We start from the raw sequence: 15,117 nt of genomic DNA, 5'->3' as shown, positions 1-15,117 counted from the left end.
ATGAGTTTTACTTCTGCATATAATAAAAGTGCTTCAAGAGATATAGAACTTGAAGTAAAGGAAGATAACTTAACTGAGCAGCTTAAAAAAGAAGAGTTTGAGAAATGGCTTAGGCTTCCGTTTACACAAGAACTTATTTTATTTTTAGGTAAAAGAGAATTAACTTTATTAAATAATGCAAGAAATTCTGCTAAAGCTAATTTACAAAGTGAAAATATTGCAAAAAATCTTCTGAAGGCAGTGGGATATAGAGAGGTAATAGAATTTTTAACGACAAATAAACATCCAATTGATATAGAGTAATATTATGCCAGAAGAAAATGAAAATAAAGTAGAAAATCAAGAAACGGCCAAAGAAACTACTGAACAAAATGAAGAAGTTGAGGTAGTGTTGCCAGAAACTAAAGAAGAAAAAGAAGAAGTAGTTGAAAAATCTGAGGCCGCTGATCTAGATAAAGAAAAAACAGAAGAAAAAGAAATAGGGTTCTCTGATTTTCTAAAGAATCGTGGGGTAACTATTGATGAAAGTTTAGTAGAACCTAAAAAAGAAGTAAAAGTTAAGAAAGAGACTCTCCCAAGAACTTTAGATGATATTCCTGAAGAAGATAGACCATTTTTTAAGACAATGTCTAATGAAAGTTTTAATAAACTTAAACCTCTTTATTTAGAACATAAACAGCTTAAACAAGAAAATGAGGCTTTAAAAGAATCTAGAAAAAAAGAAGCTGCTACTATTCATGGGCATCCAAAAGCTTTCATGTTAACAAAAGAGTATGAAACACATTTAAATGATTATAATCTGTCAGAGAGAATTAAATCTCATTGGTCACTTCAAGCAGCTAAAGTTTCTAGAGGAGAAAAATGGCAAGATATAGACATGGATCCTAAAACAGGAAAATTAATGCTTTCTGAACCAAAAGAATCTAATGCAGAATCTGAAGCTTTTATAGGAGATCAATTACAATTTGCAAGAGAGCAAAATTTTGAAGCATCAAAAGGTTTAAAATCTTATATAGATACTTATGGTAAAACATATGAAAATGATTTAACTGTGGTGAATGCTGCAAAAGAAAAATATTTTCCAGGATATGATAAGAAAGATCATCCAACAAGAAAAATTCAAGATGCAGTGATTGAGGCACTTCCACCTTCTTTTAGAAATAATCCTGTTGCAGAACTTTTAGCTATGACAGCGGCTAACAATGCTATACTTATGGGTAGATTAAAGAAAGCATTAGATGAGTTAGATAAGATAAAAGGTGTTAAAAAAGACGCGGCTGGAGCACAACCACTTAAAGGTGATTTTGTTAATAATAAGGGTGCTGATAGTGGTATTAAATTTTCTGATTATAGTAAAAGAAGGCAGGGATAGTTTATTAGTAGGTTGTTTTCTTAATAGTAAATATAAGTGGCACAAGACCTGCTTATATGGTTTTGTTAAATGCTTCTGCGAGAATCCTGAGCCTCGCAAATTAAGCTTCTATCTTCGTGTTTTGAGCTAACACAAATGTTCTAAGTTACATTTTTAACTTAGATTTAACTTTCAAGATTAGAATAAATACATGAATATGCCAAATTTGCTGGATGTTCCAGCATGTTCTGGTTGGACAGAAGTAGATCGAGCAATGTATAATTCTATGCCATTCTATCTTGCTAAAATGATGGTAGAAAGGCGTAAAACTTTTACACATTGGGCTAAGTTTGTAAAGAAACGAAAATGGGTTCCAAATGAAGGTGATACTCTTAAAGGAGTTATTACAGAACCATCACCACATAGGAGACAGTTTGCATATCCAAACTTGCTTAAGAATGTTCCAAAGAAAGATGTAATGGGAGTTAAAGAAAGAACTGTTCAAGCTAATGTTTATAGACAGAGGTTTGAAAGTCATGGACTTAATTTCTATCCATCTTTTAATGACTTTCTTGATCATGTTGATGATAATGCAACTGATATTATGGAGAAGATAGAAAGATATGAAGATATTTTTATTCGTACTAATATCTGGCATATGTCTCCATTTATGTTTCTTGCACAACCTAATAAAATGGTTGTAGTAAATACTCCACCTTGGCTTGGTGTTGGAACATTTGACACAGCAAATGATGGAAAGACAACTGCTCTTCTATTAGCACAACTAGGAAATGTAACTTCTCATTTAACACTTCCAGCACTTCATGATGCTTTTAGTAAAATGGATACTGATTTTCGGATTCCATTTTTTAAAGGTTCTGATATGCCAACAGAGGATAAGATACTTGATGGTAAATATTGCTTATCGACAAGTAATGAAACTTATTCTCAGTTTACATTTGATCCTTATTTGCAACAACACAAGAATTGTGATCTTGATGTTGTGAATGATAGTTTCAAAGGTTCTATCTTTGGAATGATTACATCAAAACTTGAAGATCTTCCTATGCGCTTCAAAAATGATGCTACATTTCCAGAGCCGGAAATAGTTCAGGATAATGGAGAAAATGAAGGTGAATGTCTTCCTAATCCTGTTTATGCAACTATTGATGAAAATGGATCACCATATGAAGTTAGTTACTTAATTGGTGCTCCAGGACATGAAAGTATTCAAGTTGGACCTCCACCATCAGCATTTACTGGTGATTCTCCACCACATAACTTTCCTAAAATGGAATGGAATGGTAGAGTAATTGCTACTAAACAAAAACTTGTTCCTTGTATTGATGCCAGTACTGGATTAACAGTTTATGAAACTAATGTTTATGGTGAGTGGCTGTGGTTTATTGCTCAAGTAGCATTAGGAATAGTTGCAAAACAACGTAGGAATATATTTCCTATTGTTCATAAACGAAAGCGCGGAGTGTAATTAACATTTAAAATCTAAAATCTATGAAAAAATTACTTACTCTTATCTTTACAATGGCACTCTTTACTGAGTGTTTAGTGGCTGAGATATATGTAACTAATAATATGGCAACAGGTCTTAGGACTGTAGTTAATGAAGCTATTGTATTATCTAGTTTACAAATCACTGGAACAACAAATGTTCTTCTTCGTTTTTATGACGGGGCAATAACAAATGTTACTGGAGCATATTCAAATGTAACAATATATGCTACAAATCGTATTACTACTTTTGTTGGTGTAAATGGTATTACCAATAATTTTACTAATACTGTATTATATTCAGTTATAGCTGCTGTAGCTGCTGCAACTAATAATACAACACCAATATTGGTATTAAATATTGGGGCTAATGTGGCACCATTTACATTTGATACTCCGCTTATATTTACAAAATATGTAAATGTTTCAAATGACCAAGGTGGAGTTACAATGGTATTAAATTATCATCAACCTTAATGACCCCAGGTTGTAATAGGAGAATAGCTAGTATAGTGTGTACTATACTAGCTATCTCTTCTTTATTTGGTGCTGTAACTGATGTAAATATTAGTTCACCAAGAGGAACAACTAATATTATTCGTAATATTATAACTAATAGTGTTGGGAGTGGAAAATTACTTTTAGTTCAAGGGACAAATATTTTAGGAATTTCTACTAATAATTTTGGACCTAGTAATGCAATAACTAGTGTAATTATAAATTTTTCCGGTCCAGGTGTTGGCGGAACAGTTATTAATCCAATTTTTGCTGATTCAACTAATGCACTATGGGCATTAGATGGATCATTTACAGATGTTCATTTACATTTTACAAATATTTCAGAAAAACAATTGTTATTTTCAGATACTATAACTAATAATGCTTCAACTACAAAACATGGATTTTTGCAAAAATTAAGTGGAAATACTAATAGTGTTTTTAAAGGAGATGGGAATGAATCAACTAATTTATATGGTATAGGAACAATAAATGCTAACAATGGAGGATTTACTAATAGTCTCCTTTTTAATGGTGTTCAAGTTCTTACTAATATTCCAGCTGTAGGTTCAACTAACACATTAACTAAATGGTTAACAAGTAATTCTTTATCATATATTGTTAATCTTTCTGGGATACTTACTAATGATGGTGCTGGAAATTTTGGATATACTACTAATATAGGAGGACTTGGAACTTTAAATGCTAATAATGGTAGTTTTACTAATAGTCTTAAGTTAAATGGGGTTGATGTTGTTACAAATGCTACTGGTTATAGAACTTTGCTTTCTGAAACTAATACATGGCTAGGAACAAATAATTTTACTGGATTTCTTAGAAAAGATGGAATAAATGTATTAACTAATATTCCTGCTTCTGGCTCTGCTAATACTCTTGTAATCTGGCTTACAACTAATAGCCAAAGCTACATAATAAATGGTGTAGGAATGCTAACTAATGATGGAAATGGAAATTTTGGTTATACAACTAATTTAAGTCAGGATATTACTTTTAATAATATTACTATAAATAGTAATTTAACAGTTAATACTCTTACAGTTAATAGTAATCTTACTATTGCATATACATTAACTACAAGTAATGCTTTCTTTATTTCTGGAAAAGGGAATACTGTTATAATTACAAATAGTTTGCAACTATTATCTTTATCTAACTCTGTTCTTATGGTTACTTCTACTGGAGTTGCAACTAATGTTACTTTAGGAACTGGATTAACTTTAACCGGACAAACTTTATTTCCTACAAATATTGTAGAAAATCAACTTAATTTAACTGATTTAACTACAGGAGATGCTTCTACTTCTAAACATGGATTCCTTCCTAAACTTACTAATGATGTAACTAAATTTCTTAATGGAATTGGAACATATACTGTTCCATCTGGAGGTGGAAGTTCTTCTGGCTCAACCAATTATAGGAGTTCAATAATTACATTAACAATGACTACAACAAATGTAGATGCGAACCAAATTGATTGGGCAAAAACTAATGTAGCTTATAAATTAATATTAACGACTAATGCTTTCTTTAGTGATATTGTGTGTTCCAATGTTCCAGATACTAATAGTTTTCAATGGCTTCAGTTACATATTATACAAGATGGAACTGGTAGTAGGACAGTAACCTTTACTAATTCTATTTTTGCTGGTGTAAATGGAACATTTGCTCTTACAGCAACAGCTAATGCTTGGGATACTTTTACACTTATAAATAGTCCACAAACAAATGGTAATGTAGCAGTTTTACCTGTAAATTACTTGCGAAGATGAAATACTTAATATCTTTATTTTTAGTTTTAAGTTTAAGCGCCGCTGGCCCAGTTCAGGTAGCATTTGATTCTCAAGTAGTAAACTGGAATTATCGTTGTAGTACAAATAATATTGTTTTTACAACTACTGGATTAAGGTGCAGTTCGACATTTAATAAAACTATTTCTTTAATTGCTTCTTCTGTTTGGATGGGAGGAATTAGAACTTCTGGTCTTTATCCTGGAAATATCCTTCGTGCTAATTTAATGTGTGGCGGTAGTTATGAAAGTGGTGGTGGATGTGGAACTGGAACAACAGCTCCAAATCAGTATAATATAGGTTCTCCACAAATACCACTTATTAATGATACTGGAAATGGACTAGATATATGTGTAAATTCTGGTCTTGTAGATGCTTACCAAGCAAGATGGAAATATACTGAAACAGGATCAAGTGGTGGTCTTGGTTGTCTTACATCTAATGTTTGGGTTGCTTTTGATACAGGAGTAATTCCAAATAATGTAAGTTCTTGGCAAAGTGATGTTCATGCTTGTGTTTATATGATGGGAGGTGCTTCTGAGTCTGCTGATGAGTTAGGTGTATATAATCCTTCTACTCTAGATAAATTAATAATTTATGCTGTTCATAGTGCAGCAGGACAACTTACTAGGATTTGGAGTGATGGAAGTGCAGCTATAAGTGCTGACACAAATGGAACAGGATTTTATCTTGGAACAAAAACTTCTGCCTCATCAAATGGTGTTAAACAATATCATAATAATTCACTTACTGCTACTTCAGCCGCAGTAGCAGGAAATTCTGCTAACTTAACAACATCTATTTATGTTTTTTGTCAGAATAATCTTCCAAATATGTCTCCATTTCAACCGGAAGGAATGACTACTCATTTAATGGGTGGTTATGCTTTAGGGCGAGCTATTACTGCTACTCAAAATACAAATTATTATACTTTAGCTTGGCAGCCATTTGAGACATTATTAAATAGACAAAAATGAGTTGGTTTAAAAAATGTTTAATTATTCTTTTTATAATTTTTTGGGTATGGTTTTGGATGGCTATTTTATGAAATGTGAAAGCAGACGAAATTATACATTTAATTAGAACTACTGATGATGAACATTGTAAAATATTACTTGAAGGGTTATTTAAATTTGGATTTGTTCATGGAATGAAAAAAGGTTATCAAAATATAGCAATGACAATGAAAAAAGAACTTCCAATTTCGGATGCTAATGAAGCTAATTTAATTTGGTCTAAAAATTTTTTATGAGTGATTTAGTAAAACCAAAAACATCTCCTGTTATTATAATTGGTAGTTGTTTTGTTTTTGGAAATCTTGCTATTTTTATTGTGGAATCCTTAAAAGGCTTACAAATTAAAGCACATTCACCTTCAGGAATAGATTCTTTTGATTTTTCTATTTTACTTGCTGGCGTTATTGGTTGCATTGCTATAAATATTGCAGCCTTCATGAATCAGTCTTATTCTAGATTAAAAGATGCTTTAGAAAAGCATGAAACAGAGGTTAATAAAAGAACAGAAACGGAGTGGATACGTCAGGAATTAGAAAAGTCTCAAAAGAAATGACAGAAAAGCAAAAAAAGATTTTAGTTTATGCTTATAATGAACTATCAGAAGTTTTTCCACACCTTGTTATTATTGTATCAGAAAAAGAAATTCCTAACTCAATTCATCATCCAGATCCAAATTTGTTTTGGTTCGGTGGCTATATTGCAGCAAAACATTTAATTCAAGATGCTGGTGAAAAAATCCTAAGAAGAAAATTAACTAAAGTAGCTCCAAAATGAAAAATAAAATAACTCTATTAGCGGCGGCTGTTTTATTAACTAATTGTGCAATTTTAAATAAAGATTCTACAGAAGTTCAAAAAGCAAATGATGTATATAAACTTTCTTATATGGCATCAAGTATAGGAATTTCTGCCGCCTTAAAACAAAAACCAGAATGGAAAGATGATTTTAATTTGGCCTATTCATCTCTAGATGTTCTTGTAAATAATAAAAAAGTTACTGGTATTTTACTTAGAGAGATAATATCTAAATTACCTATTCGTGAGCTTAAAAGTGAGAATGCTAAGATAGTAATAGATAATGCTACTATGTTATTTGATTTATCTATTGGTGATAAAATAAATATTGAGGATAATATTTATGTAATGGCAGCTTCTAAAGGTATTCGAGATGGGATGAAAATTGCATTAGGATACTAAATGATAAAAGCGATTTTTCAGTTTCTTAATAGCATATTTTTCTTTCTAAAAAGAAAAGCTAGAAAATTAGATGATCCTCTTGAACAGCATAAAAAAAGAATAGAACAAATTGATAAAGATATTAAAAGTGAAAATTCAATTCAAGCAACTCTTAATGCTACTTCTGATCTTGATGAACTTGATAGGTTGCAGAAGCTTAAAGATAATACCAATAGATCAAATGGAAATAAGAGTGAAAAAGGGTGATATTATAAAAGAAGATGGATGGTTTATGAATGATGCACGCTATCAAAGATATAGAAAATCAGTTGCAGATAAAATATTAGAAAATCAGTGAGTATTATTTTACCACCATTTCGAGAAGAAAGATTACTTTATACTAGGCAAGCTTCTAGTAAGGTAAAAAGTGCAGCTAGATATGTAACAAAACTTCCATATTATTTTACAATTCCAGTTTTTTCTATTGAAAATACCTGGCGCGGATCTTCTGAGATCATACGTAAGTATTATTATTCTTTTGAAAAATCTTTTTCTATTTTAGAATACATTGATCTTTCTTCCGATGGAAATTATATACCATGTATTTCCTGGAAAGATGAAAATAATAATGTGCTTCGATATAAATTGTGGTATAAAAATGACGGATTACTTTATATTCCTCCTTATAATGGAAAAGTAATAAATAAGAATTTTTATTTAGAAATTTGGTCAACTAATAATGCTTTAATTGAGGGAGGTGGAAAACAACTTAAAATTTCGCAGTTTAAATTTCCTATTATACTTTGTGAAACTGGTGAGATAGATTTAGCTCCAGTGTATAACACTTGTAATGATATGTCTTTTGATATAACTAACTTTGATCCTCTTTCTGGAGATTATTATACTGTGATAAATACTTGTCTTGATACACAACAAACATTTGGAGTTGATGCGATTAGTATTTCTATAGATGAATTTTCTACTATAGATAATATCATACTTAATATAGATGATCCTGATAGTATTCCAGATTTATATGAAATTTATAGAAGTATTGATGGTATAAATTATAATTTAATTTATACTCAGTTGACTTCTATAACTTTTAATGATGAATCCTTAATGCCACCTGATACTACTTGGTATTATAAAGTTAGATCAAAGAAGAATGGGGTTTATAGTCAATTTTCTAATATTCAGATTGTAACTAGAAATGTAACATTCCCTGGCGTAGGAATTGTAAACTTTAGTAATTTAGTTTTAGCTTTTTCTGATTTAGGTTCTGACGATGGAACTTTAGTTAGTAGTTTAAGTTTATCTGATCTTAAACGTGTTGTTGGGACATTGTGGTTAGATGGAAGTTTTATATTAGAGAGTATAAATTTATCTAGTCTTCATATTATAAATGGAGATTTTCATATAGAAGCTTCTCCATTGCTGACAGAATTGAATTTATTAGATCTAACTATTGTAAATGGAAACTTTTACGCTGATAATTGTGAAAATCTTACTAATATCAATTTTCCAAACTTTATTTTTTCTAATAATACTACATTAGCTTTTGATGCTTGTGATCTTTCTGTTGCATCTGTTAACCATATTCTTGCTAGAGCAATAGTAAGTGGTGTAATTAATTGTCAAATTTTCTTAGATGGTGGCACTAATGCTGCGCCAACGGGACAAGGTATTATAGATAGAGATGCTTTAATAGCTGCTGGAAATACTGTAAGTAGTAATTAAATCATGACAACACAAGATTTAGATAAAGGTATTGATTTGACAGGTCTTACTAATGTAAGTGCAAGTGAGCTTATGCAATTAGTAGACTCTGGTAGGTTAGGTTCAGATAAAGGGATGATTATAGAGACAGAAGATACAGCTTTAGATACACCTTTAGTGCCAAATCCTAATAATTCTTATACTGGAATTACTCCTTTATGGTGGAAACGATATATTTGGAAAAGAATTTTATTTGATAGTAGTGTAAAATGCTATATTTGGAATGAGAATGAGGCAGAAGATGATACTTTATTTTTTTGGACATTAATTGATAAAGCTGGAGTAGAAGCTTTAATTTTAGCAAATACAGCTATTACTAATAGTGCTGCTGCTCAAGCAACTGCGAATACAGCTTTAGCTAATGCAGCAATAGCAGATACTAAAGCAGATGATGCACAGACTGATGCTGATACAGCTAATGTTTCTGCTACTGCAACAGCAGCAGGTTTAGTTGCTACTAATAGTTCAATTGCTTCTATGTGGTCTGCTGGAGATTTAAAATATACTTGTAAAACTACTGCTTATTCAATAATAGAAAATCAAGGTTGGTTAGATTGTGATGGTTCATTAGTAAATAGACTTATTTTTTCTAGTTTGTTTGCTGCAATTGGAACTACTTGGGGTGCTGGTGATGGTGTTTTAACTTTTCAACTTCCAGATTTTAGGGGTAGATGTTTAGTTGGTAGGGGAACTGGAGCTGGATTAACAGCTAGAAATTTAGGACTTACTAATTTTGGAGAAGAGACTCATTTACTTACTGCTGATGAATCTGGATTACCTGCTCATACACACGCATATAGAAAACGTGATGAAGTTAATTCAACTGGATATTCTAGTGGAGGTAGTTTATTATACAATATTACTATAGATGGTGTAACAGTAGCAAATGCTACTGCGCCGGCAAATGCAGCACATAATAATTGTCAGCCATCTGCTGTAGGTAGAATTCTTATTAAAACATGAGCTTAGGGTATATAATTAGAAGAGTTTGTTCTGAGACTGGAATTACATCTCCAGGAGAAAATCCAGAACAGAAAGCTCGTGTTCTTGATATTATAAACCAGGCAGCTATTGAAGTCTATGAAAATAAAGATCTTCCAATAAGTTTAAAAGAGCTTTACCTACGTGCGAATAGCAATAAAGAGATTTCACTTCCTTCTTCTATTGGTGAGCTTAGGGCTATTAGACAATCAGAAGATTATAGAAGAGATTGGAAATTATTTGATATTAGACCTCGTTATCAAAATGAAGCTTGGAATAATTTATGGAGAAACTGGAGAATAAAAGGATATTCAGCGTTTCAAACTGAAATTACAAATGCGGCTCCAGGTTTAATAACATATCCTGTGGCTGATATATCATTAACAGTGACTCTAACAGGAGAAACAAGTAATTCAAATAGATGGACTGAAAATGTTATAATTAATTCTACTTCAAATTCTTGGTTAGCTTCTTTCATTGATTTTACTTCAATAAAGAAAAATAAAGTAACAGATTATAATGTTACTTTGCTTGATGCCGATTCTAATGAATTGGCAACTATTTATGCAGATCAAAAAGAATCTCGTTATATTATTGTCGATGTTAGTCTTTATCCTAATCTTAGTTCTTGTTCTGATGGCACTTATGTAATGGAAGTTCTATATAAACCTAGACTTCCTAGATTAGAAAGAGATGATGATGAATTTCCTGTAGATGGATTTGATGATGTAATTGTTCTTAAAGCTAAACAATTAATAGCTGAGGATCAACCTGGAAATGAGCAACGTGCTATTTTAGCTTATAATAAAGTTAATGAACAAATAAAACGTAAGACTGAGGACAAATTATCTACTACTCAAAAAAGAATGAAAGTAGGTAGAAGTGGTTTATTGAATCTTGTAGTTAAATATGGTAAATATAGAAAATATCAATGAAAATACAGTGTTCAAATTGTAATCTATTTTTCGAAATAGATGATGAAGATACTCAAAAAGTATTAGAACATAATACTAACTGGAATGCTAGGCTTAAATTTTCATTTAGAAAGCAAAAATATATAGTAGCTAATATTCAATGTCATAGTAGAATATTAAATAAGAATGTATCATTAACTCATATTCTTATTGAATGTCCAATTGGAATGGAGAGAGATCATATAGATAGAAATCCTTTGAATAATAAAAAATCTAACTTAAGAATCGTAACGCGAGGCCAAAATCAGATGAATAGACTTGGTTGTAGAGGTTCTAATAAATATAAGAATGTTTTTAGAAATACAAAAAATCATTGTTTTGATATTTCAGTTAGGTTTAATGGAAAACGCTATAGGGAGTATGGATTTCCTGATGAAGAAATGGCTGCTGAAGCTGCTAATGAGCTACTTAAAAAATTACATGGTGAGTATGCTGTTTTAAATAATATAATATTATCTAAAGGATAAATGATTACTGGATTACAAAATGATTTCTCTGGCGGTATGGATTTATTTAATAATGATACTAAATTAAATGAAAATTCTTATGGATTAGCTTTTAATGTGGTAAATAGAGATTCATCATTGATCCCATTGAATAAAAATTTAGAAGATATCAAAGCTCCTGCTGGTTTTAAGCAAGGAATATATGCTTTTGATAAATATTTAGTTCTTTTTAATGCTGGTTTATGTTATTATCGTAATGTTGATGCTACAGAATGGACACAAATTGAGGATATTTTTGTAAATCCATTAGTAGATTATATATTTACTCAAGCTGTTCCTGCTTCAACTTTTAATTATAAAAAAGTTTTAGAGATTCCTAATAAAATTGACGGAAGTTCAGTAAATACTAATGTTACAGTTCAGCCATTTAAAATAAATACTCTTAATGCAGGACTTGTAGTTCAGGATGGAGTTTCTATAGGATGGTTTATTTCTCCAGATGCGGTAGCTACTAGATTAAATAGATATTCTCAATGGACATTAGAAAATCGTTCTTATTGTCCTATAATGAGAAATATGTGTTTTATTAATGGGATTCTTTTTGGGATTTCTCCTGATAAAAAAAGAATCTATAGAAGTGTTTCTGGCCGCCCAATAGATTTCGTTGTTAATGTAGATATTAATGGAAATAAAGGAGGAGATGCAGAAACTACTGCTTATGCTACTGGATATGATGATATTACGTGTATTAAATCTCTTAATTCTGGTGAGCTTTTAATAGCAACTGAAAGAAATTGCTTTCCTGTAGAATTTAATTATGAAAAAACTATTTTTGCAGAGCCTACATTTTTAAATAGAAAACCTATATTTGCTGGTGTAACTAATCAAGAATCTTTTATTGATATCCTCGGGGATTATGCTTTTATTGATTTTGATGGTCTTCGTTCTTTTAATGCAGTTCAATTTATTATGAATGAAGGAAGAAATTCAATTTTCTCTCTTTTAATTTCTAAAGTATTTAATAAAATAAAACAATCTTTTCTTACAGCAGCTACAGTTTTTGATAATTATGCTATTTTTTCGGTTAATACTATTTATGGAAATGTTCTTGCTATTTATGATACTTTAAGACAAAAATGGAATTCTTTTATTACACTAGAAGCTCCAATAAAGCAATTTGCAATAGCTGATCAATCAGAAAATCCAACTCTTTATGGTATAACTTCTTCTAAAGTTATAAAATTATTCCAATCAGTCTCTTATATGGAAGCGCGAGTTCGATTTAAAGCATTAAATTCCGGTAAATCAATCCCAGAAATTAAACTTAAAAATGTTCGCGCAGTATTTGATGAAAGTAATTCTACCTCTCAGGTAATAGCTACAGAAATAGTAAATAATAGAGTAAGAAAATCAGTGAGTGCTACTCTTGCTAAGACTCCACCAGGAATTACTTTTCCAGTAATGTATCCTATTGCCTATTTCTCTTCTGGTGTAACAGATAATATTCATTTTAATTTTGAACGTTTATCTAAAATAGGATGGAAAGTTGCGATTGAGTTAAGATGGCAAAATTCTGCCAAATTACTTTTATTAGAAACAAATGCTGATGAAATAACTAATGAAACTAGTTTAGGTCAGCAAGCAACTTTGTATACTCAAGGTTAATTTATGATTCCAGGAGCTTCTTTATCTTTTACTTCATTTTCTGATGAGTTTGTAGCTTGGGCAACAAGAAATGATCTTCAAGAATTCTTTGAGAATATAAGAATTCCTGTTGGAACAACTGATGATTATGGTTCATTTAAACAGGTAGAAGCTACAGAATTTGAAGTTGTAGAATTAGTAAATTCTGATACTTTTAATATAATTGTAGATTCTGTATCCCTAGGGGAAGTTCCTACTAAAAATTCTTTTCTAGAATTAAAGAATGCTTTTATAGCATTACAAGCATCATATAACGAGTTATTAATCAAATTAAGAACCGCTAAAATTCTTGATATATGATTTCCATTACGCAAGCAGTAGAATTTATAAGAAAGCATGAAATCCTGAAAGATTGGACAGATGACCAAATCAAATGGGCTATAATTAAGGCTATAAATGAAAAAACTCTAGTGTATACAACTAATAAAGATGGGGGGTTGAATGGAATTTGTTTTGGTGAAGATCATAAAGAAGAAAAAAGACTCCACGTAAAATGTCTTGTAGGTTACAAAAGAATAAAAGATTTCATAAAATACTATAAACAAAAATACCCAGGTTATTTTATATCAGCATATAGATATAATAAACTTGTGAATTATAACTTTTAAAAACTAACATGGGCGATCCAGCAGCCAAATCAGGAACAGGACTAAGTTCTGATGTAATAAATACTGTGATGCAGAATTTACCACAGTATATGAACTTAGTCAATTCACAATTAAAACCTCAAGCCGAATCTGAACTAGCAGCGTCACAAGCTACATCTCCAGGTTATCAAGAATTACTTACAAAATTATACGAACAGTATGCTCCTAGATTAGCAGAAGCAGGATCTAAAGCTGAAGCTGTATCTAGAAAAGGAACTGCTGCTACAGATGTAGAACTTTTACAAGGTGCTGGTGGACAAGCAGCTAGAGAATCTCAAGTTTTAGATAAGACTTTAAATCCAGAATATTATAAAACGAGAGCGGCTGAAGCTAGTAAACTTGGAGATTTACTTGGTAGTATTAATTTGAATAATGCTAATCCAGAAGCAGAGAGACTTATTTCACAGGAAAATGCTAGAAGTGGAAATGCTTCTGTTCCTTCTGCAACTGGAACAGTATCCAATGCTCTTTCATTTGGAAATGAATTACAAAAAAGAAGAGATGCACTTGGTAGTGCTATAAATATTGCATCTAATTTTCTTCAACCTTCAAGTGGATCTTTTAATAGTACTAATATAGCTTTGGGTAAAGGTCCAACAGGAACAGGATTATCTGAATTTGGTGGTATAAATAGAACACAAAATCAAGCTATTGGCGTTGGAAATTCTTTAACAGGGACAACTGCTGGACTTGTAGGACAACAACAAGATATAAATGCACAAAGAAGAGACTTACTCGATAGATTAAATGAAACAACTACTGGAATAGGTTCCCTTGTTTCTGTATGAGAAATAAATTTGTAGATTTTTTAACAAAATATTTACAGAGTAATCCAGATGCTCTTCTTTGGATTATGTCTTATATTGTTTATTGTCATATGTTAGATGATTGGATTGATGGAGAAAAAACAGATTTTGAGTTTTTTATTAAAGGTCATGATTATGCAGAGGCTATCTATGCTAATCATTTTTATATTCAAAATTATACTATTTTACATTCTTTAGTTAAAATGGCTTTTAATTCTTATTTGGATTCTATTCATTTTGAAAGATCAGAAATAAAATGGAAAAAACAATTTGCAGATGTTCTTAGACAAAATGCAAATGAAGTTATTTTAGCTTGTATAGAGATTGTTAATGGCCAATCTGTAAGAAGACATGCTAGTTTAGAGCTTAGAGAAATATCTTATGAAAGTCATCATAATGAACTTGGTCAACCAATATAAAATT

20 protein-coding genes are annotated in these 15,117 nt (G+C 30.9%); all 20 read left to right on the top strand.

All coding sequences use genetic code 11. The features are described from left to right. Positions 1-303 (top strand): hypothetical protein (locus VF849_01590; GenBank protein HEX9232720.1); only part of this gene is annotated, 303 nt, incomplete at its 5' end. Positions 304-307: 4 nt separating this feature from the next. Continuing rightward, the gene (locus VF849_01585) at positions 308-1,372 is read left to right on the top strand and encodes a hypothetical protein (protein ID HEX9232719.1); all 1,065 of its coding nucleotides are present in this window, start codon (positions 308-310) and stop codon (positions 1,370-1,372) included. Positions 1,373-1,562: 190 nt separating this feature from the next. Continuing rightward, a complete protein-coding gene (locus VF849_01580; GenBank protein HEX9232718.1) occupies positions 1,563-2,840 on the top strand; it encodes a hypothetical protein in 1,278 nt (425 codons plus the stop codon). A 53-nt stretch (positions 2,841-2,893) separates the two neighbouring features. Further along, positions 2,894-3,337: a hypothetical protein gene (locus VF849_01575; protein ID HEX9232717.1), complete on the top strand. Its 444-nt coding sequence runs from the start codon at positions 2,894-2,896 to the stop codon at positions 3,335-3,337. Continuing rightward, on the top strand, positions 3,337-5,148 hold the full coding sequence (locus tag VF849_01570) for a hypothetical protein (GenBank protein ID HEX9232716.1): 1,812 nt from the start codon (positions 3,337-3,339) through the stop codon (positions 5,146-5,148). Before VF849_01575 ends, VF849_01570 begins: the two co-directional genes overlap by 1 nt. Then, positions 5,145-6,143 (top strand): hypothetical protein, encoded by a 999-nt coding sequence (locus tag VF849_01565; GenBank protein HEX9232715.1) that lies wholly within the window; start codon positions 5,145-5,147, stop codon positions 6,141-6,143. The genes VF849_01570 and VF849_01565 overlap by 4 nt, the downstream gene beginning before the upstream one ends. Before the next feature lie 74 nt (positions 6,144-6,217). Continuing rightward, positions 6,218-6,418, top strand: a complete 201-nt coding sequence (locus VF849_01560; GenBank protein HEX9232714.1) for a hypothetical protein — start codon at positions 6,218-6,220, stop codon at positions 6,416-6,418. After that, complete coding sequence (locus VF849_01555) at positions 6,415-6,735, top strand: hypothetical protein (protein ID HEX9232713.1); 321 nt, start codon at positions 6,415-6,417, stop codon at positions 6,733-6,735. Before VF849_01560 ends, VF849_01555 begins: the two co-directional genes overlap by 4 nt. Then, positions 6,732-6,956 carry a hypothetical protein gene (locus VF849_01550; protein HEX9232712.1) on the top strand — a complete coding sequence of 75 codons (225 nt, stop codon included), beginning with the start codon at positions 6,732-6,734 and terminating at the stop codon, positions 6,954-6,956. Before VF849_01555 ends, VF849_01550 begins: the two co-directional genes overlap by 4 nt. Continuing rightward, complete coding sequence (locus tag VF849_01545; protein HEX9232711.1) at positions 6,953-7,378, top strand: hypothetical protein; 426 nt, start codon at positions 6,953-6,955, stop codon at positions 7,376-7,378. The genes VF849_01550 and VF849_01545 overlap by 4 nt, the downstream gene beginning before the upstream one ends. Then, positions 7,379-7,624: a hypothetical protein gene (locus VF849_01540; protein ID HEX9232710.1), complete on the top strand. Its 246-nt coding sequence runs from the start codon at positions 7,379-7,381 to the stop codon at positions 7,622-7,624. A gap of 87 nt (positions 7,625-7,711) precedes the next feature. Continuing rightward, entirely contained in the window at positions 7,712-9,097 is a 1,386-nt protein-coding gene (locus VF849_01535; GenBank protein ID HEX9232709.1) for a hypothetical protein, read from the top strand. 3 nt (positions 9,098-9,100) lie between these two features. Continuing rightward, positions 9,101-10,099: a tail fiber protein gene (locus VF849_01530; protein ID HEX9232708.1), complete on the top strand. Its 999-nt coding sequence runs from the start codon at positions 9,101-9,103 to the stop codon at positions 10,097-10,099. After that, positions 10,096-11,052: a hypothetical protein gene (locus VF849_01525; GenBank protein HEX9232707.1), complete on the top strand. Its 957-nt coding sequence runs from the start codon at positions 10,096-10,098 to the stop codon at positions 11,050-11,052. Before VF849_01530 ends, VF849_01525 begins: the two co-directional genes overlap by 4 nt. Beyond that, positions 11,049-11,558: an HNH endonuclease gene (locus VF849_01520; protein ID HEX9232706.1), complete on the top strand. Its 510-nt coding sequence runs from the start codon at positions 11,049-11,051 to the stop codon at positions 11,556-11,558. Before VF849_01525 ends, VF849_01520 begins: the two co-directional genes overlap by 4 nt. Continuing rightward, positions 11,559-13,202 carry a hypothetical protein gene (locus VF849_01515; GenBank protein ID HEX9232705.1) on the top strand — a complete coding sequence of 548 codons (1,644 nt, stop codon included), beginning with the start codon at positions 11,559-11,561 and terminating at the stop codon, positions 13,200-13,202. It begins immediately after the preceding gene. 3 nt (positions 13,203-13,205) lie between these two features. After that, on the top strand, positions 13,206-13,541 hold the full coding sequence (locus tag VF849_01510; GenBank protein HEX9232704.1) for a hypothetical protein: 336 nt from the start codon (positions 13,206-13,208) through the stop codon (positions 13,539-13,541). Then, on the top strand, positions 13,538-13,849 hold the full coding sequence (locus VF849_01505; GenBank protein ID HEX9232703.1) for a hypothetical protein: 312 nt from the start codon (positions 13,538-13,540) through the stop codon (positions 13,847-13,849). Before VF849_01510 ends, VF849_01505 begins: the two co-directional genes overlap by 4 nt. Positions 13,850-13,857: 8 nt before the next feature. Continuing rightward, the gene (locus tag VF849_01500) at positions 13,858-14,676 is read left to right on the top strand and encodes a hypothetical protein (GenBank protein ID HEX9232702.1); all 819 of its coding nucleotides are present in this window, start codon (positions 13,858-13,860) and stop codon (positions 14,674-14,676) included. Continuing rightward, positions 14,673-15,113 carry a hypothetical protein gene (locus VF849_01495; GenBank protein ID HEX9232701.1) on the top strand — a complete coding sequence of 147 codons (441 nt, stop codon included), beginning with the start codon at positions 14,673-14,675 and terminating at the stop codon, positions 15,111-15,113. The genes VF849_01500 and VF849_01495 overlap by 4 nt, the downstream gene beginning before the upstream one ends. The last annotated feature ends 4 nt before the right edge of the window (positions 15,114-15,117 follow it).

This window comes from Blattabacteriaceae bacterium (genome assembly GCA_036390115.1).
Taxonomy (GTDB): domain Bacteria; phylum Bacteroidota; class Bacteroidia; order Flavobacteriales; family Blattabacteriaceae; genus DASQPV01.
The sequence above is the reverse complement of the archived record's forward strand: the minus strand, read 5'-3'. Positions and strand labels throughout refer to the sequence as shown.